This window comes from Methylomonas rosea (genome assembly GCF_024505055.1).
In the GTDB taxonomy this organism is placed as follows: domain Bacteria; phylum Pseudomonadota; class Gammaproteobacteria; order Methylococcales; family Methylomonadaceae; genus Methylomonas; species Methylomonas rosea.
In genome coordinates this window covers 36,259-54,976 of sequence record NZ_JANIBL010000016.1, presented here as the reverse complement: position 1 = coordinate 54,976, position 18,718 = coordinate 36,259, and the positions used below count along the sequence as shown (strand labels likewise).

Here is an 18,718-nt window from a genome sequence, read left to right as displayed (position 1 = left end):
TAGGTCACGTTGACGCCTTAGTGGCTACGTGAAAAACCGAGCCGCCAAACCCTCTCAATCGAACACGTCGCCCCAATCCGGTGGCGGCGGCGCCTCTTCGGCTGGAGTTGAGTCAGCGTCCGCCGGTTTTGGCTGCTCTGAGCCGGTGTCGGCAAATTGTGCTTCGGTCTCGGCAGCCAGCTCGTCGGCAACCGGTTTTTCTGCGACTTTTGGTATGCCGTCCAGATAACTATCCAGCAAACGGCACAGATTTTCGTAAAATCCGCCTACCGTCTGCTGCTGCATTTGCTGCTCTATAAACCCATACAAAAACTGCTTTTCCGCCGCGATCAGATTTTCGCTGACAGCCTGCGCGGTTTGTTCGTCCACATGATGCTTACCCACCAAGGCCAAGGTCAAGCGATCGCCGCGCCGTTCCTGCCGGTCCTTGATGTCTTCCAGCAACTCTTCGATGCCAGCCAGCCGCCGACGTTTATTGCGGCGATTAACGACCAGCAACACAATCAGCCCCGTCAACAAAACCAGCGATAACTCTCCCAAGCCGATAAGCAACAGCGCTTGATTCATTTACCCAACTCCGTAATGCTCTCGCGCACACCGCGTTCGGCATCGTGGAAAATTTGCAGCATTTTCTTACTGCTGTTTTCCAGTTCCAAGGCTGTCTGATTGCCGCTGAACACTCGGGTATATTCGGCGGACATTTCATCGATGGTTTTCATCGCATTATCCAGTTGCCGCACCAATTGTTGGTTGATGCGCTCCATGCCGGCCAGTTGATTCGCTTGCGGCGAATCTTGCACCGCAGCGACCGGCGCTACCGCTCCCCGATTCGCCAACAAATTCTGGTACGGCTCCGTTAGCCGACCAATACGCTGCTCGATCTCACTCAACAACACCAACTCGCGTTTTAGAAACAAGCGAATCACCCCCTCAAACACAGCGCGCTCGGAGGCGTTGACTTCTTGCAACAATGGCTCGATCTCCGCTGTAGCCAACCCACAGTTCTCCTCCAGAAATTGCTCGAGCCAGCGGCTTTTGACGATGGCTTGCTCTTCTAGCTCGGTAATGAAATGATCAATTTCGGCCATCTCCTTTCCACGCTTGTTTCTCGATATAAAAAACAGCACGATGCCCAACAGCGTCAAAAACCCCAACGCCTCCGCTGCTAATATCACTACCACGGAATCGAATGGATTCATGACAATCTCTCCAGTAACTGCTGATGTTTTTCTGCTTGGCTTTTTTTCAGGTAACGGTAGGTAAAAAATCCACCGACGCCCAGGACCAGATTGATTGCCAGCAGAATGCCGCCAACCAATAACCAATTGGTTTTCGGGGCATCCGGCGGCGGATGTTGCTCCTGGTCAGACTGCTCATGGTGCTCGGCTCCGGCTTCGTGATTGGCTTCTTCATGATCGGCTGATTCGTGATGCGCATCAGTCGCCGCCACCGGTGCGGCGACCTCGGCTTTCTCGGCAGGGGCGAACCAACTGTCGTCGATACTGAGCGGCGTGACTGCCGGTGTCAGCGGCTTACCTTCGTGGTCTTTCGCCATCACGTTGAAATTGACATGCGTGGTCGTCTCCGGCGGTAATCCCACCAGATCCAGCAGCCAGACACCGTCTTTGCTTGCCAGTGCGCGGGTTTCCGGCTCGTGCCCGGCTTGGTTAATCACCGCATTGATCACCAGCCCGGCAGGATCGATCAGCTTGGTATCCGGCAGCAGCTTCAAGCTAATCTGGCGCTGAGCGGCATCTACATGCTTCTCGACGGTAATGGGCGTGGCAACCACTTCTATCTCATGAATAATTTCCCGCTTGAAGGTCTTGCCGTCGGCGACGATTTTCAGCAGATGTTTACCCAAACTCAAATGCTCGACCTGATGCTGATAAAAACCGGGCTCGGCAACCAAGGCGTGCATTTTTGCGGGCGCTTGCTGATCTTGAATCACTTCTAGGGTCAGCATGCCCAGAAAATCGGCCCGGGCTATCAGTTTGTCCTTATCGGTGAAATGCGCTTTGATAGGCAAGGTTTCGCTCTCACCCAGAAAATTAGGTATCTCGCTCAGTTGCAGTTTCAGGTCAGTGACGATCATGACTTGGTTATCGGGATCAACTTCCGCCACCAGCCGCCATTCGCCGATCAAAGGTTGCTTGACTGTGATCAAGTCGTAAGCTTGGCTTTCCAGCCAGGACACATTGGCAACCATGCTTTGTTTACTCATGCTTTTGCCGTCCGGCGCAACCAATTGCGTGGGCGCGGCATGCGGCTTTTTGAATACCAACACCGAAAACTCATGGATGCCGCTATCGACCTTGAATTTATTGTCGGTCAGCGGCAAGGTCTCTTTCGGCGCTGCTTTTTGGGCCATCTTCAAAAACACCCTCTGTAACTGTTCGGCAGATTGCGCGGTTTCTGCCCAACCGCCGGTCTCGAACGCCAATTTCTCCAGTAACTCTTTATCGGCCTGCTCTGATAAGGCAATGGTTTGCACATTGATATTTTGCTGCTGAAGTTTGGGTATCCACTCGCTGAGAATACGTTCGCGGGAATCCGCACTCTGCATGATGTCCTTGGAAATATCCACAAAACCATCGGTTAACAAAATCAGATGTTTCTTGCCGCTACCGGAAAATCCTTGGCTAAGCACGGTCTGAATCGCGTCCTCGATATGAGTGTACAAACCGCGAGAATGAATATTGGCCGTGGCTTTGCTGGCTTGCTGTTTCCATGCCGAATTGACAGTATCGGCAGCGGACAGCGGCGTGGTTTTTTCGGCGAACAGCCAGAATGCCGCCTTGGCACCGTCCGGCAACAAATTGACTAGTAAGCGGCTGGCTTCTATACGCAGATTATCCGGGTCGTTTTGTTTCATGCTGCCGGATACGTCTATCAACACCTGAATTTCATCGGCGCCGGCAGCGGCAGGCGCGGGCTGGCAGTGCGCGGAATCGACACTTAACAGCAACGCACAGAAAACCGTATAAATAAACGACTTGAACATAAGTCCGCCGACAAAAGTTTAGGCAATGGATAGCAAATATAGCCCAAGCATCTGACTGTTCTGATATTTTTTAAATCAGGCTGCGGCCGGCATTACACTTTATAATGTTTTCACTATTTCAACCAAAGGAGAACTTATGTCTATCAAACGAATGGTCGACCTGGATTTGGCCGGCAAGCGCGTGTTAATCCGCCAAGATTTGAATGTGCCGGTCAAAGACGGCAAAGTCACCAGCGACTTACGCATCCAGGCCAGCGTCCCGACCGTGGAAGCCGCATTGGCCGGCGGCGCGGCAGTAATTTTGATGTCGCACTTGGGCCGCCCTACCGAAGGCGAATACGATGAAGCTTCCAGCTTGAAACCCGTCGCCGAGCGTTTTTCACAATTGCTGGGCCAACCCGTACGCTTGGTGAAAGACTGGCTGGACGGCGTGGAAGTGAAACGCGGCGAAGTGGTACTGTGCGAGAACGTACGTTTTAACAAAGGCGAAAAGAAAAACAACGCCGAACTGGGCCAAAAAATGGCTGCACTGTGCGATATTTTCGTCATGGACGCCTTTGGCACCGCCCACCGCGCCGAAGCATCGACCCATGCCGTAGCGGAACACGCCGCCATCGCTTGCGCCGGCCCGCTGTTGGCCGCTGAATTGGATGCGTTGGGCAAAGCCCTGGAAACCCCTGCCCGCCCTTTGGTGGCCATCGTCGGTGGTTCCAAAGTCTCTACCAAACTGACCGTGCTGGAATCTTTGTCGTCTAAAGTCGATCAATTGATCGTCGGCGGCGGAATCGCCAACACCTTTATTGCCGCAGCCGGATACTCGGTCGGTAAATCCTTGTATGAGGCGGATTTAATCCCGGAAGCCAAACGGCTGATCGCTTCGGCAAAAGAGCGCGGCACGGATATTCCGGTCCCGGTCGATGTGGTCTGCGCGAAAGAGTTTTCCGAAAGCGCCGCTGCCACCGTGAAAAACGTGGCCGATGTGGAAGCTGACGACTTGATCCTGGATATTGGACCGGAAACCTCTAAGCAATACGCGGAAATCCTGAAAACTGCCGGCACCATCGTCTGGAACGGCCCGGTCGGCGTATTCGAAATCGACCAGTTCGGCGAAGGCACCAAATCGCTTTCCCTGGCGATTGCCGAAAGCCCTGCGTTCTCGATCGCCGGCGGCGGCGACACATTGGCCGCGATAGACAAATACGGCATCGCCGACAAAGTGTCTTACACCTCAACCGGCGGCGGCGCATTCCTGGAGTTCCTGGAAGGCAAGGAATTACCGGCGGTAGCGATTCTGCAAACCCGCGGTTAACGCGTTGCAGGGCTAATCCAGCTCCTAAAACGTCATAAGTTATAGTGGTGTACCAGTCGATCCGCATGGAGAATTGTTGATCGACTGGCCTAGCCTTTACAGCAACTAATTAATCCCAGTTTCTTTGGACAAGCAAAGAAAAGTTACTCAACCGCCGGTGCAAGAACCAGCGTTAAAATATCCGCCGCGATAGCGACACAATAAAAACAGCATCATGCCAACCAAACAAAAAATCAAACAACTCGCCGATCAATATGCAGACCGCTTGAAGAAAGCTATTGATAGCAGAGTTGATGAAATGCTGGTAGATGATGTTTCGCATTATTTGATATATCAAGTGCTTGGCATTCAGAAAACAGAAGGCCATTTAATAGACATTTATCAAAATAAAGGCCGATTCCTATACAAATACGCCGGCTCGTTTCTGGAAGAAGCCAGCAAACTCTGCTTTAAGGATGAGTTTCCTGATTCCGGCTCATTACGAATTCCAAATACGCGAGGGCAACGCCCCAAAACATTCGAGATCGACTGCCTCATAGGCAATGACGCAGTGGAAATCAAATGGAAAGATGCAACAACCGACGGTGACCACATCACTAAGGAGCACACTCGCATTCAGGTGATTGCTGATGCCGGTTACACACCGATTCGCGTAATGTTTTACTACCCCAACCGGAAACAAGCTATCCGTATTCAGGAAACCTTAGCCACGCTTTATGAAGGCATCGGCGGCCATTATTATTACGGCGATTCTGCCTGGGGTTTTGTTAACACCAGAACCGGAATCGACCTTAAAGCGGTGCTTGAAGAAATCGCCGCCGAACGCAGTGGGGATGCAGCATGACCGAGATCAGGAGCGAAGTCAGACTGGGCGACTGTCTTGAACAGATGAAGAACATCGCCAGCGAATCTGTCGACCTGATTTATCTTGACCCGCCGTTTTTTACCAATCGCCATCACACCGCTATCAACCGCGAACGAACGCAAATATTCAGTTTTAGCGATGCGTGGAACGGACTAACCGAGTATGCAGAGTTTATGGAACTGCGGCTCAGACAAATCCACCGCATCCTGAAAAATACCGGCTCTGTGTTCGTACATTGCGACAAAAGCGCCAATTTCTTGCTGCGGGTATTACTGGACAAGGTTTTCGGTAGTGAGCAATTCAGGTCGGAAATCATTTGGACTTACCGGCGTTGGTCGAATTCGGCCAAGGGCTTGATGCCTGCCCATCAAACCATTTTCTTCTATTCCAAAACCACTCAGTTCAAGTTCAATCGCATCTATTGCCCGTATTCTGAAACCACCAATATCGATCAAATTCTGCAACTTCGTGCCAGAGATCAACATGGGGTTTCTACCTATGCTACAGATCAAAATGGCGAAGTGATATACAGTGGCAATAAAAAAGGCGTACCGCTCAGCGATGTCTGGGAGATTCCTTTCCTCAATCCCAAAGCCAAGGAACGCACCGGTTACCCAACACAAAAACCTGTATTGCTATTGGAACGAGTGATCGAGATTGCCAGCACCCCCGGCGATCTGGTGCTGGACCCGTTTTGCGGTAGCGGCACAACCTTGGTGGCAGCAAAATTGCTTGGACGGAGTTCAATCGGTATAGACTGCGCGCCTGAAGCCGTAGAGTTAACTCAGTGCAGACTGACTGAGCCCGACAAAACCGAATCTAACTTGTTGAAAAAAGGTCGAGCGGCTTATATCAACGCCAATAATGATTTGTTATCGATGCTTAACGGTCTGGATTTTATACCCGTTCAGCGCAATGCCGGTATCGATGCCTTTATCAACACTACCGTTGACACCCCCCCTATTCCTGTCCGTATTCAACGCCAAAAAGAGTCTATAGCTGATGCGGCAAATAAATTGGCGAACGCGGCAAAATCCAAAAATGCCATATTGGCAATTCTGGTCCGCACTCATCTGGACAACAACACACTGTTTGATGATGAAATTCCACCATTAATTAAATTAGTAGAGGCAACTGCCCTTCAAATTAATCAAACTTTAACTATCCAAATTACGGACATAGTTTCTAAGCGTGTACCCGACAACATGGCAATCAAGCGGACGCTCGCGTAAGGCATAACGCGCCAATCCGTAACTTGATCGGTGCAGAGTAAGGTGATGTCGCCCGTCACATCTCCCAAACCACAGGACAAGGGTGTCCTGAATTCTATTCAGACTAGGTTTTCATCAACTTTGGGAACTGACAGAGACCACTTTGGGCAGGGTATAGCGTTTCCAAAATGCCATACTCAGATTTTTGAAATCGTCCAGATAAGTATAAGCCACCGGGATTACCAACAGACTCAGCAAGGTGGACGTCACCAAACCGCCGATCACTGCAACCGCCATTGGGCTGCGGAAGGATGAATCCGCGTTACCCATGCCTATCGCAATCGGCAACATGCCGGCACCCATCGCGATAGTGGTCATCACGATAGGCCGAGCCCGCTTGTGGCAGGCATCCAGCAGCGCATCCATGCGGCTCATGCCGTGCTCGCGGCGGGCGACGATGGCGTATTCCACCAACAGGATGGAGTTTTTGGTGGCTATGCCCATTAGCATCACCAAGCCAATCAAGGACGGCATTGAAAAGGCCTTGCCGGTCAATAGCAAGGCCACGAAGCCGCCGCCGAAGGACAGCGGCAATGCCGCCAAAATGGTGATAGGTTGCAGGAAGTCTTTAAACAGCAAGACCAGCACTATAAAGATGCACAGTACGCCAGTCAGCATCGCCAAACCAAAACTGGCAAATAGCTCTTGCATCATTTCCGCGTCACCGATGTTGATGCGTTTCACGCCGGCAGGCAGGTTTTTAATGCTTTCAAGGTTTTCCACCGCCGTGGCAACGTCGCCGAGCGGCTGGCCGGACAATTCGATTTCGAAATTGACATTGCGCGAGCGGTCGTATCGATCAATAACCGCCGGTCCGCTTGACAGTTCTAGTTTAGCCACCTGGCCGACCATCACCGCGCCGATGCCGGCTTTTGCGGACGGCACAGCCAAGCGTTCCAACACGCTCAAATCGTGCCGGCCCTCATCGGCCAATTTCACCACCATCGGCACTTGCCGTTGCGCCAGATTGAGTTTGGACAAAGACCAGTCGTAATCGCCCAAGGTAGCGATGCGCAGGGTTTCCGCGAGCGCGGTGGTGGTCACGCCCAAATCGGCGGCGCGGGCAAAGTCCGGCCTTACCGCGATTTCCGGCCGCACCAGCGCGGCACTGGAGGCAATGCTGCCCAGGCCGGGAATAGTTCGCAAATCGCGTTCCAGGCTGCGGGCGGCCGTGCTCAAGGCTTGCGGATCGTCGCCACTCAACACCAGCACATATTTTTCGCCGGAAGCGCCCAAACCGACTTTGGTGCGCACGCCGGGCAGTTTTTGTAGCGCCTGGCGGATACTTTGCTCGATGACCTGTTTACGCACGGGTCTGTCCTGGCGGTTGGCCAAGGTAATCGTCAAGGTGGCTTTGCGCACCTCGCCGCTGCCTTGATTGCCGGCCATGGGATCGCTACCTGCCGAGCCGCTGCCGATAGTGGTGTAAATCGTTTTCACGTAATCGATACCGGCGACCAGCTGCCTGGCAGCTTCGGCGGAAGCACGCGTTTGCGCCAGACTGGAGCCGGGCGGCAGTTCGACGAAGACCTGAGTCTGCGGGTTGTCGTCGGCTGGGATAAAGCCCGTGGGCAACAGCGGAATTAAAAACAGCGAGCCGATAAAAAATGCCGCCGCGCCGCAGATGGTGGTCAGCCGATGATACAGACACCAGCCTGCGAATTTCATATAGGTGCGCATCACCACACCCTCTTTTGCTGACACATGCTCCCTATCTTTCAACATATACGCCGCCATCATCGGCGTCAGCATCCGGGCGACCACCAGCGAGGCCAATATCGCCAGTGCCGCCGTCCAGCCGAATTGCTTGAAAAACCGCCCGGCAACGCCACTCATAAAAGCGGTCGGCAGAAATACCGCGACCAATGCGAAGGTAGTGGCCACCACCGCCAAACCGATTTCGTCGGCGGCCTCCATCGCGGCTTGATACGGGGTTTTGCCCATCCGCAAGTGGCGAACAATGTTTTCCACTTCAACGATGGCGTCGTCCACCAGAATGCCAATTACCAAGGATAAGGCTAACAAGGTGATCACATTCAGCGAGAAACCCAAATAATCCATACCCAGAAAGGCCGGAATCACCGACAGCGGCAGCGCTACGGCAGAAATAAAAGTGGCCCGCCAATCGCGCAAGAACAACCAGACCACCAAAACCGCCAGCAAGGCGCCTTCGTAAAGCATGGTCATGGAGCCTTGGAATTCTTCTTCGACCGGCGTGACAAAATTAAAGGCTTCGGTGAATTCAATATCCGGGTTGGCGACGCGTAATTCGGCCAAGGCTTTTTGTACGCCGGCACCGACTTCCACTTCGCTGGCACCCCGGCTGCGAGTCACTTCAAAGCCCACCACCGGCTTGCCGTTCAGCAGAGCCAGCGCGCGCGGTTCGGCGACCGAGTCGTCCACCTTGGCGACTTGATCGAGCCGAATGTGGCGACCGTCGGCCAGGGACAGTTGCAAGGGCCGTATTTCATCGATCGAGGCCACGTTCGCCAGGGTGCGCACCGGTTGCTCGCCGCTACCCAAATCGATCCGGCCGCCGGCACTCTCGCGCTGCATTTGCCGCAATTGCCGGGAAATGTCGGCCGCGGTCGCGCCCAGGGCCTGGAGTTTGACCGGGTCAAGCGCAATCGTCACTTCGCGGCTGACACCGCCCACCCGATTGACCGCGCCCACACCGCGCACGGCTAACAGCCGTTTGGCTACCGTATCTTCGACAAACCACGACAGCGCTTCCTCATCACGCTGGGCCGAGCTGACGGTTAAGGCCAGAATCGGCGAGCCGGCCAAATCCAGCTTGGTGACAATCGGGTCGCGCAGATCGCCCGGTAAATCGGCGCGAACTTTGGAAACGGCGGAACGCACATCGTCCAGGGCTTCCTGCACCGGCTTTTCCAGGCGAAACTCAGCGGTGATAGTAGCGCTGCCATCTTGGACTTTGGAGGTGATGTGTTTCAGCCCCTGCAAGGTGGCGATGGCATTTTCGATCTTCCGCGCCACCTCGGTTTCCAATTGCGACGGCGAAGCACCGGGCAGCGAAGTCGAGACGGTGATGGTGGGCAGATCCAGGTCGGGGAAGTTCTGGATTTTCATCGATTTGAAACTAAGCAAACCGGCAAAACTGAGCAGCACAAATAACATCATTGCCGGAATGGGGTTACGGATACACCAAGCGGAGACATTCATTGTGTCAACACCCGCACGCTGTCGCCGTCAGCCAGAAAGGACGCTCCGCTAGCCACCAGTCGATCTTCGGCGGCCACTCCCGATAAAATTTCCAGCTTGTCACCGTTTCTGCGACCCAATTGCACTTTGACTTGCTTGACGCGGGCTCGGTCTTCGATTTGTTCTGTTAGCAGAAATACATAACTAAAGCCATCCCGCAAAGACAAGGCCTCTTGCGGCACGGTCAGGCCGGTGGAGTTGCCCAAATCAAATTCGCCACGGGCAAACATGCCTGCGCGTAAGCCGCTCTGCACGGCATTGGGTAGATCAACGTAAACTAGGCCATTGCGATTCTGCACATCCAGGGTTGGCGCCAGGAAACGTACGCGACCTTCAATGCTACCGACATTCGGCACTTCCACCCTCACCTTGATGCCAGGTTTGAGTTGAGTCATTTCGGCGGCGGTCAACTCGCCGCGCCATTCCAGCCGGTTTTGCCGGATCAAACGAAACAATTCCTGCCCTTTTGCCGCGACCGCGCCCAAGGTGGCGCTACGCGAGGAAATCACCCCGTCGTCGCTGGCTAACACCTTGGTATATTTCAGCCGCAACAATTGCGCATCCAACTGCGCCTTGGCCAGCTGCACTTTGGCGTTGGCGGTTTTTTCGCTGGTTAGATATTGTCCGACTTGTTGAGCGCTCAAGGCTTTGCTGGCAAGCCGAGCGGCGCGTTCGGCGTTGATTCGCGCATCAGCCTGATTGGCCTCTGCTTCCGCCAAAACCGCGCGGCTTTGCGCGACATCGGCCAGCACGCTCTCGTCCGAAAATGTCGCCAATACCTGACCTTTCTTGACCGCTTCGCCGACTTGCACATTGACCGCACTCAGACGCAGATCGCCGACTTCGGCGCCGATCACCGCTTCCTGCCAGGGTGCGATTGAACCGTTAGCGGTCAGACTGACAGGAATATCACGCATTTCCGGGCCAATCACCGAAACACTGAGTGCAGGATTGGCTGCGGGCGGCGTTGTTGACGGGGCTGGTTCGTTGGCCCGGCCAATGGCTATCCCAATACCAATTATCGATAACAGGACGAGTAATAATGTAGCTATCTTGCCTTTACTCATGACTTTCCTCCGGTGAAAGTGGCGTTTTGATGCAAAAATAATTGGAGAATGCCTGTCAGTAAACCGTCCAGCGCCGTAGGACTTAAAACGAAAAGTTTCAGCGGGTTATTTTTCATCAGCTCCCCCTGCACGACGCGCGGCCTCGCCTTCGACCATGACAACCGCATAACCGGCTAGACGCTCCGCCAGCACATCAATCGCTTTGGGCTCGGTTAAAATTTGCGGAGAAATAACTGAGACGACTTCTTGCCCCACATAAAAATACACAGCCATCCCTATCATCGCGAAAGCCAACCTATGCAAATCGGCATCAATATCAGGCAGGCGTAAATGCGCTTTCAACAGCGAAACCAGTGCTTCATGTTGCGGTTTGATTTCCGTGTCGATTTCTTGTTGCCAAGCGCCGGTCGGCTCGATCATTTCCCGAAAATGCAGCTTCATCACTAATCCCAGCTCCGCGCCCCTTTTAAAAGGCTCCAGAAATTCGCTGAAAAACCTGCCCAGCACATCGCGCAAGGGTAAGTCCGCGTATTCCGCCACATTGGAGCCGCACGGCAGATCGCCCATCGGTTCGGTGAACGCGGCACGGTACAGCCCGGCCTTATCGCCGAAGTAATAGCGGATAGCGGAAATATTCGCACCCGCTGCATCGCAGATTTCCCGCGTGGAAGCGGCCTTGTAGCCTTTTTCAGCAAATAGCCGCAACGCGGACATCACCAGTCGGCTGCGTGCGTCGTGAACGTCTGTATTTAAGTTTTCGGTTGTGACCATGCTGCCTCGGAGAAGTGCTTGCCAGAAATAAAATCAATCGATTGATTTGCAAAATATCAATCAATCGATTGATTGTCAATTTTCAGCAAGGTGTGAACGACGAGTTTGGCCGATGCGCTTAGGTCTTAGCCTAGCCTATTTCCATCGGAAACGGCTACATGCCAGGTTGAGCTATTTGGCGTCTGCAGTGAGTCGCCGTGCAGTTTTGCCAAGCATCGAAATAGGGCTACACTGAATTGTAAATTTTTTAGAAAACAGGCAATGGACAATTCTAATTCAAGCAATTGGCTGCAAAGCGCCGGCGAAATGGGAAAGCTGGTTGCAGCCAAGGATTGGGCGCAGACGCCACTCGGCCCCATAGAATCCTGGTCGCAAAGTTTACGCACGACAGTGAGCCTTTGCCTTTCCTCCAACTTTCCGATCGCTATTGCCTGGGGTGCCGAGCGCACGCAAATCTATAACGACGGCTACTGGCCGATCTGCGGAGCCAAGCATCCGCATGCGATGGGTCAGGATTTCAAGGAATGCTGGCTCTCCGCCTGGCCGGTAATCGGTCCAGCCTTCGAGAGCGCTGCCACGGGCCAGACCGCTTTTCTGACCAATCAACGCTTGTTTATCGACCGAAACGGTTATCTGGAAGAAACCTTTTTCACCTTCTCGTTCAGCCCGATTCACGATGAAACAGGGGCCGTGGGCGGCTTATTCCATCCCGTGGTAGAACTGACTCAACAATCGTTGATCGAACGCAGACTGGAGGTATTGCGGGAATTGGCCTATCAAACGCAGAGCGTACGGAGTGTCGCGGATACTTTGCAGCAATTGCTGCAAACGCTGGCAAGTCATAATCTGGATGTGCCGTTCGCGCTGTGTTATCGGCTGGATGATAAATCGGGTGACGCCGAGTTAATCGGCAACGTCGGCTTCGATCAAGACACTACACAGACACAGGCGCTTTCAAACATCAGGTCTCCGGCAAGCTGGCCGCTGGCGGAAGCCTTGCGGACCGGACAGAATCTTGAAGTTGACGGCTTAACGAATCGTTTCGGCTCCTTGATATGCGCTCCTTATCCCGAACCACCCAACTCCGCCGTGGTTTTGCCCATGCCAGCCATCGGTCCGGATTGCCAACGGTATTTATTGGTGGCCGGGGTGAGCGCGCGGCGCGCACTGGATGAACCTTACAGAAATTTCTACGCCATGCTCGGTTCGGCGGTATCCAGTCTGCTGGTTAAAGCGCAAGCCGACGAAGACGAACGCCGGCGCATCGAAGCACTTGCAGAGCTAGACCGGGCAAAAATCGCCTTCTTCAGTAACGTCAGCCACGAATTCCGCACACCCATCACTTTAATGCTGGGGCCGCTGGAAGACCTGCTGGCCGACTATGCCAATGCAAATATCAGCCTGCCGATCTCTGCCTACGATCAGCTAAAACTGGTACATCGCAATGGCTTTCGCTTACTCAAGCTGGTAAATACCCTGCTGGATTTTGCCAGCATCGAAGCCAACCGCATGGAAGCGGTCTACGAAGCCACGGAACTCGGCAAGTTCACAGCGGATCTGGCGAGTTTATTTCGTTCGGCTATCGAAAAGGCCGGCCTTAGGCTAATCGTTTCCACCCCAGAACTGCCGGAACCCGTTTATGTAGACCGGCGGATGTGGGAAAAGATCGTCATCAATCTGCTCAGCAACGCCTTGAAGTTTACCTTTACCGGTGAGATAGAGGTGTCGGTGCGCGCTTGCGAAAGTCATGTGGAACTAGCGGTGCGCGACACCGGAGTGGGGATTGCCGAGGATCAACAGGCGCGCATTTTTGAGCGGTTTCATAGAATCCAAAACTCGCGATCCCGTACCCACGAGGGCACCGGTATCGGCCTGGCATTGGTGCAGGAACTGACCAGGATGCAGGGCGGGGACGTCAGTGTACAAAGTCAATCGGGCGTCGGCAGTATCTTCACCGTGACAGTGCCGAGGGGAACCAGGCATTTGCAGGCTGAGAACATTCGAGAACCCCAACCATCCGGCTCGGGAGAAGTTCGACTGTTTATTAACGAAGTAGAGAGCTGGCTACCGGGTGCCGACAGTGAACCAACGATTCCCGGCGGATTGACCGAGCAAGACCCAGCGTCCGTTGGCAGCAATCCCTTGGCGCGTATCGTGTTGGCGGACGACAATCTCGACATGCTGCAGTACGTCAGCAGGGTATTGCAAAAACAGGGCTATCAGGTATCTACTTTTCGGGATGGCGAAGCCGCATTGGCCGCCATCCAGCAACAGTGCCCGGATATGCTCCTGACCGACATCATGATGCCGCGCCTGGACGGATTAGGCTTGGTAGCGGCGCTTCGCAAATCTCCAAAAACCAGTTCACTGCCTATCATTCTGCTGTCTGCGCGTGCCGGTGAAGAGGCGCGCGCGGACGGACTTAAATCGGGAGCCGACGAATACTTGGTCAAGCCCTTCAGTGCTCGCGAGCTACTGACCAGCGTGCAGTCGCGCCTGGAAATAGCCCGCCTGCGACAAGCGGCAGAGGCTCACACCTTACTCCAGGAAGTAGAACGGGAGTTTCACGCGTTTGCGGAGTCCATGCCGCAGATGGTGTGGGCTACCCGTCCTGACGGCTGGACCATCTATTTCAATCAGAAATGGGTGGCATATACGGGACTGTCGCTTGAGGAAAGTTACGGGCACGGCTGGGTTATCCCTTTTCATCCGGACGATCAACCGCGCGCATGGGCAGCATGGCAACGCGCGACACAGCAACTTGATAACTATTCCCTGGAATGCCGACTGCGACGCGCTGATGGTGTCTATCGCTGGTGGCTGATTCGCGGGGTACCGCTGTTGAATGAACACGGCGAAATCTATAAGTGGATAGGCACTTGCACAGATATTCACGATTTAAAAGAAAATGAGGAAAACTTAAGGGTTTCCGAAGCACGTTGGCAATTTGCCTTGGTTGGCAGCGATCAAGGTGTTTGGGACTGGGATATTCAAAACGACAGCGTATTTTTCTCCAAGCGCTGGAAAACCATGCTGGGCTACGCTGACGAGGAGATTTCCAATCGATTTGAAGAATGGTCGTCGCGACTGGACCCGGATGATCTTAAAGCGGCCATGACCGCGGTAGATCAGCATTTTCGCGGCGAAAGCGCTTACTACCAACAAGAATATCGCATGCGCAATCGACATAACGACATGCTTTGGATACAAGCCCGGGGGATGGTCGTCAGTCGCGATGCCGACGGGCGTCCTTTAAGGATGATCGGCACTCATCTGGATGTAACCGCTCAGCATAAGATGCTGGCTGATACCAAGCTTTGGGCGAATGCCTTTAAATATTGCGCGCATGGGATAGTCATCAGCAATCCCGCCACCAATCAGATTATTTTCGGCAATCCTGCCTTTGCCAGACTTGAAGGCTATGACAGCCCCGATGAGGTTGCGGGTCTGCCGGTGTTGGCCTTATACACTCCCGACAAACATGAACAGATCAAAAAATACGTCAATCTAGCGGATAAAGAAGGGCAAGTTAGCTTTGAATCACGCCATCATACAAAAAGCGGCGTTGATTTGGATGTGCAGGTTGATATCGTCAGCGTCAAGGAAGCCAATTCGCTGCTATACCGCGTTGCCACTGTTCAGGATATTAGTCTGCGCAAGCAAAACGAAGTAGAACTTATCCGTTATCGCGATCAACTGGAAGAACTGGTTGAGAATCGCACCCAGGAACTATTCGCCGCACGTCAGGAAGCCGAGCGTTTATCGCAGGTAAAAGGTACGTTTATAGCCAACATGAGCCATGAAATCCGTACCCCGATGAACGCGGTCCTGGGCTTTTGTTATTTGCTGGAAAAGCGCGCTCTGGACGAGGAGTCGCATCAATTGGTCCGAAAAATACACAATGCCGGAGAGACTCTGCTCGGGATAATCAACGACATTCTGGACTTTTCCAAGATTGAGGCGGGACATTTGGACATTGAACAGGCACCGTTCGATTTGCTGGACATGCTGGACAGTGTTGCCGATCTGACGGCACCGCTGCTTAAAGGCAAACATCTGGAATTGATCATCAACCCGCCGCAACCGCAGTTTACAACATTAATCGGCGATGCCACCCGTTTGCGGCAAGTGCTGCTTAATCTGCTCAGTAACGCTATCAAATTTACCCAGCACGGTGAAGTTGAGCTGCGTATCAGCGTGGAAGCGCAGCAGGAACAACACGTCCGGCTCCGCTTCAGTGTCCGCGATACGGGCATTGGTATTTCCGAAAGCGCGCAAAATGAAATTTTTAGCGCCTTTACCCAGGCCGATACGTCTATCACGCGCCGCTTTGGCGGTACGGGTTTAGGTTTGCCTATCAGCCGTCAATTGGTGGGCCTGATGGGTGGGACACTGAGAATCAAAAGCCAAGTGGGATTTGGCAGTGAATTTTGGTTCACGCTACCGCTGGCGCGTCATTTTCAAACCAATAATGTTTCGTTACCGGCTTTGCAAGATTTACATGTCCTGGTGAGTGACGATAGCGACCCGGCGCGCGACGCGCTGGTTAATATTGCAAACTGCCTGGGCTGGACAGTTGAGAGTACGGATTCCGGCTGCGCGGCTTTATTACGACTCGAGGCGTGTTGGGACGCACATCGTCGTTATGATGTGGTGTTGCTTGACTGGAAAATGCCTGGTTTGGATGGTTTCGCGACGGCCAGGGCAATCCGGCAAACTTTGCAGGCAAGAGGCTGCCAGACGCAGGACATGCCCGTTGTGATATTGGTTACCGCGTATTCCCGCGATGAATTGTTTTCCGATCCCGGCATGGCGTTTATCGATACCGTGCTGAACAAGCCGGTCACCGCCTCGGCGCTATATAACGCTGTGTCCATGCAGTTGTCTCAGCGCATCCAACCTAGCAACTTAAAACCCGTTCAGTCCGAATTGCCTTATCTCAAGCGTATACCGGGGGTCAGAGTACTGGTGGTGGATGACAGCGAGATCAATCGCGAAGTAGCTAAGGATATACTCGAGGCCGACGGTGCCGTCGTATTTTTAGCGACTGATGGTCAAGAGGCTTTGGACTGGTTGGCAGCAAAGGATCATGTTGTCGATATGATCTTGATGGATGTGCAAATGCCGCGCCTGGATGGTTACGCGGCAACCCGATTGATCAGACAGAACACCGATTGGCAGCGATTGCCCATCATCGCGCTGACCGCCGGCGCATTTAACGAGTTGGCGGATGCCGCGCGCGAAGCCGGCATGGATGATTATGTGTCAAAGCCGTTTAACGTGGATCATTTGTTGAATGTGATTAGCCGCTTTACCCAACGGGATACCCACGAAACAGACACTTCGGCTGCGACGCCCTCGGTATCCCAGGCAACAGAACCAGCAGACTCGAACGATAGCCCCTTGGCCTTGCCTGGCATCGATTTAGCTTATATTTTGAATCAGTGGCAAGACAAAAAGGTTTACCAAAAGTATTTCGGTAAATTTGTGGAAACCTATGCGACCGTAGGCGACACTATTTTCGAATACATCGACAAGGGCTATTGGGTTGCCGCTGCGGAGCTGGCTCATAAGCTGATTGGCGTATCCGCTAGTCTTGGCTTAACGCAATTGGCGCTGAAAGCACGCGAGGTGAACGATTTGTTAACGCATGCGGACGCATCGGCTGCTATCGCTAGCCAGGAACTGCAAGCTGCCGTAATCGAGGCATGCAACTCGATTACAATTCTGAACCTTGTCGATGATGAATTTAGCGAAGCGGTGCCGAACCATAAGGTGGTCAATGATCCAGCGGAAATGCACAGGATACTGGGCAAGTTACTTGAAACGCTAGAGTTGCACGACCTTGAACTTGCGGAAAGGCTGGTGCGGGAGTTGGCACTGATCCTGACTTCACCGGAGCTTGAACAGATTCGCGCGCATCTGGATAATTTCGATTTCAATGCGGCGATTACTTTGACAAAAGCGCTGCTGGCCCAGGTTTACGCCAGCTGATTTAATTTTAGGAATAAGCTTCATGCCCCATGGACCCATTCTTATCGTTGATGACGAACCCAGCAACCTCGCCATCTTACGGCAGATTCTACAAAAGGATTACTCATTACGCTTTGCAGTGAACGGCCCGGAAGCGCTGGAATTGGTCAATAAAGTTCGCCCCAGTTTGATTCTTCTTGATATTCAGATGCCGGGTATGGATGGCTATCAAGTCTGTAGAGCGCTGAAAGCCGACCCGAAGCTTGAATCAATACCGGTTATTTTTGTGACCTCTTTGGCGGAGAGCGGCAAAGAGAAAGAAGGCTTTGCTATCGGCTGTGTCGACTATCTCACCAAGCCGGTATCGGCGGACATCGTGCTTGCCAGGGTAAAAACGCATTTATCCCTGATCCGCGCCACCAAACTGGAAGACAGTTACCACAAAGCCATCTATATGCTCGGAAAAGCCGGGCATTACAACGATACCGACACCGGTTTGCATATTTGGCGCATGGCCGCTTATTCGCGAAAACTTGCCGAAGCATTGGCTTGGGATGCCGAACAATGCGAACTGCTTGAGTATGCCGCCGCCATGCACGATACCGGCAAAATCGGCATACCCGACTCTATCTTGCGCAAACCCGGCAAACTCGATGCCGACGAATGGGACATCATGAAAACGCATACGCAAATTGGTTATGAAATTCTGTCGACCAGTCAATCCCCGCTATTTGACCTAGCCGCTGAAATTGCGTTACACCATCACGAAAAATGGGACGGCAGTGGCTATCCCTTTGGTTTGAGTGGGTTGTCCATACCCGAATCGGCGCGTATCGTCGCTATCGCGGATGTGTTCGATGCGCTATCGATGACCCGCCCTTATAAAAACGCCTGGGCATTGGACGACATCTTGAATTTCCTCAAGCAAGGCGCTGGCCAGCATTTCGACCCCAAGTTTATCGATTGCTTCATGACCATACTGCCGGAGATCATGAAAACCAAAGCAAACTGGGAAATGCGCGAACGTGAGGCTAAGTTTGAAGCGTTACAAATAAGCAAACCGCCGGCTTAGGTAAACTCCCAATGCCGTTAAGTTAAGAACTCTTGCCAAGCCAAATCGCCGGCTGAGCGGAGCGAAGTCAATCATCCCACATCGACTCCGCTCAGCAAACGGCTTAACTTAATAGCATTGGCTAAATTCCGGCCGGGCAGTTTTCCCGCAACGCTTCCACGCAT

Annotated in this window: 11 protein-coding genes; 5 read left to right on the top strand and 6 right to left on the bottom strand. The window is 53.2% G+C overall.

Annotation, left to right across the window (positions count from 1 at the left end):
* Nucleotides 1–54: 54 nt before the first annotated feature.
* The 3 genes from NP589_RS07160 to NP589_RS07150 are packed head-to-tail and all read right to left on the bottom strand — an operon-like array spanning nt 55 to nt 3,004.
* Nucleotides 55–567: a hypothetical protein gene (locus tag NP589_RS07160; RefSeq protein WP_256606357.1), complete on the bottom strand. Its 513-nt coding sequence runs from the start codon at nt 565–567 to the stop codon at nt 55–57.
* Nucleotides 564–1,199, bottom strand: coding sequence for a hypothetical protein (locus NP589_RS07155; protein WP_256606356.1), 636 nt, complete (start codon nt 1,197–1,199; stop codon nt 564–566). The genes NP589_RS07160 and NP589_RS07155 overlap by 4 nt, the downstream gene beginning before the upstream one ends.
* Entirely contained in the window at nt 1,196–3,004 is a 1,809-nt protein-coding gene (locus NP589_RS07150) for a VWA domain-containing protein (RefSeq protein ID WP_256606355.1), read from the bottom strand. Before NP589_RS07150 ends, NP589_RS07155 begins: the two co-directional genes overlap by 4 nt.
* Before the next feature lie 136 nt (nt 3,005–3,140).
* On the opposite strand from NP589_RS07150, the gene NP589_RS07145 reads away from it, so the two are divergent.
* The 3 genes from NP589_RS07145 (at nt 3,141) to NP589_RS07135 (ending at nt 6,410) form a co-directional block, all read left to right on the top strand.
* Nucleotides 3,141–4,313, top strand: a complete 1,173-nt coding sequence (locus NP589_RS07145; protein WP_256606354.1) for a phosphoglycerate kinase — start codon at nt 3,141–3,143, stop codon at nt 4,311–4,313.
* 214 nt (nt 4,314–4,527) lie between these two features.
* Entirely contained in the window at nt 4,528–5,157 is a 630-nt protein-coding gene (locus tag NP589_RS07140; RefSeq protein ID WP_256606353.1) for an ApaLI family restriction endonuclease, read from the top strand.
* Nucleotides 5,154–6,410 (top strand): DNA-methyltransferase, encoded by a 1,257-nt coding sequence (locus tag NP589_RS07135; RefSeq protein ID WP_256606352.1) that lies wholly within the window; start codon nt 5,154–5,156, stop codon nt 6,408–6,410. The genes NP589_RS07140 and NP589_RS07135 overlap by 4 nt, the downstream gene beginning before the upstream one ends.
* Nucleotides 6,411–6,524: 114 nt before the next feature.
* On the opposite strand, the gene NP589_RS07130 is transcribed toward NP589_RS07135, so the two are convergent.
* From NP589_RS07130 to NP589_RS07120, 3 genes are all read right to left on the bottom strand, one after another.
* The gene (locus NP589_RS07130; protein WP_256606351.1) at nt 6,525–9,632 is read right to left on the bottom strand and encodes an efflux RND transporter permease subunit; all 3,108 of its coding nucleotides are present in this window, start codon (nt 9,630–9,632) and stop codon (nt 6,525–6,527) included.
* Nucleotides 9,629–10,738: an efflux RND transporter periplasmic adaptor subunit gene (locus NP589_RS07125; RefSeq protein WP_256606350.1), complete on the bottom strand. Its 1,110-nt coding sequence runs from the start codon at nt 10,736–10,738 to the stop codon at nt 9,629–9,631. The genes NP589_RS07130 and NP589_RS07125 overlap by 4 nt, the downstream gene beginning before the upstream one ends.
* A 105-nt stretch (nt 10,739–10,843) precedes the next feature.
* Nucleotides 10,844–11,509 (bottom strand): CerR family C-terminal domain-containing protein, encoded by a 666-nt coding sequence (locus NP589_RS07120; protein WP_256606349.1) that lies wholly within the window; start codon nt 11,507–11,509, stop codon nt 10,844–10,846.
* Nucleotides 11,510–11,770: 261 nt separating this feature from the next.
* On the opposite strand from NP589_RS07120, the gene NP589_RS07115 reads away from it, so the two are divergent.
* A complete protein-coding gene (locus NP589_RS07115) occupies nt 11,771–17,503 on the top strand; it encodes a response regulator (protein ID WP_256606348.1) in 5,733 nt (1,910 codons plus the stop codon).
* Between the two features lie 22 nt (nt 17,504–17,525).
* Nucleotides 17,526–18,554, top strand: a complete 1,029-nt coding sequence (locus NP589_RS07110) for a response regulator (protein WP_256606347.1) — start codon at nt 17,526–17,528, stop codon at nt 18,552–18,554.
* The last annotated feature ends 164 nt before the right edge of the window (nt 18,555–18,718 follow it).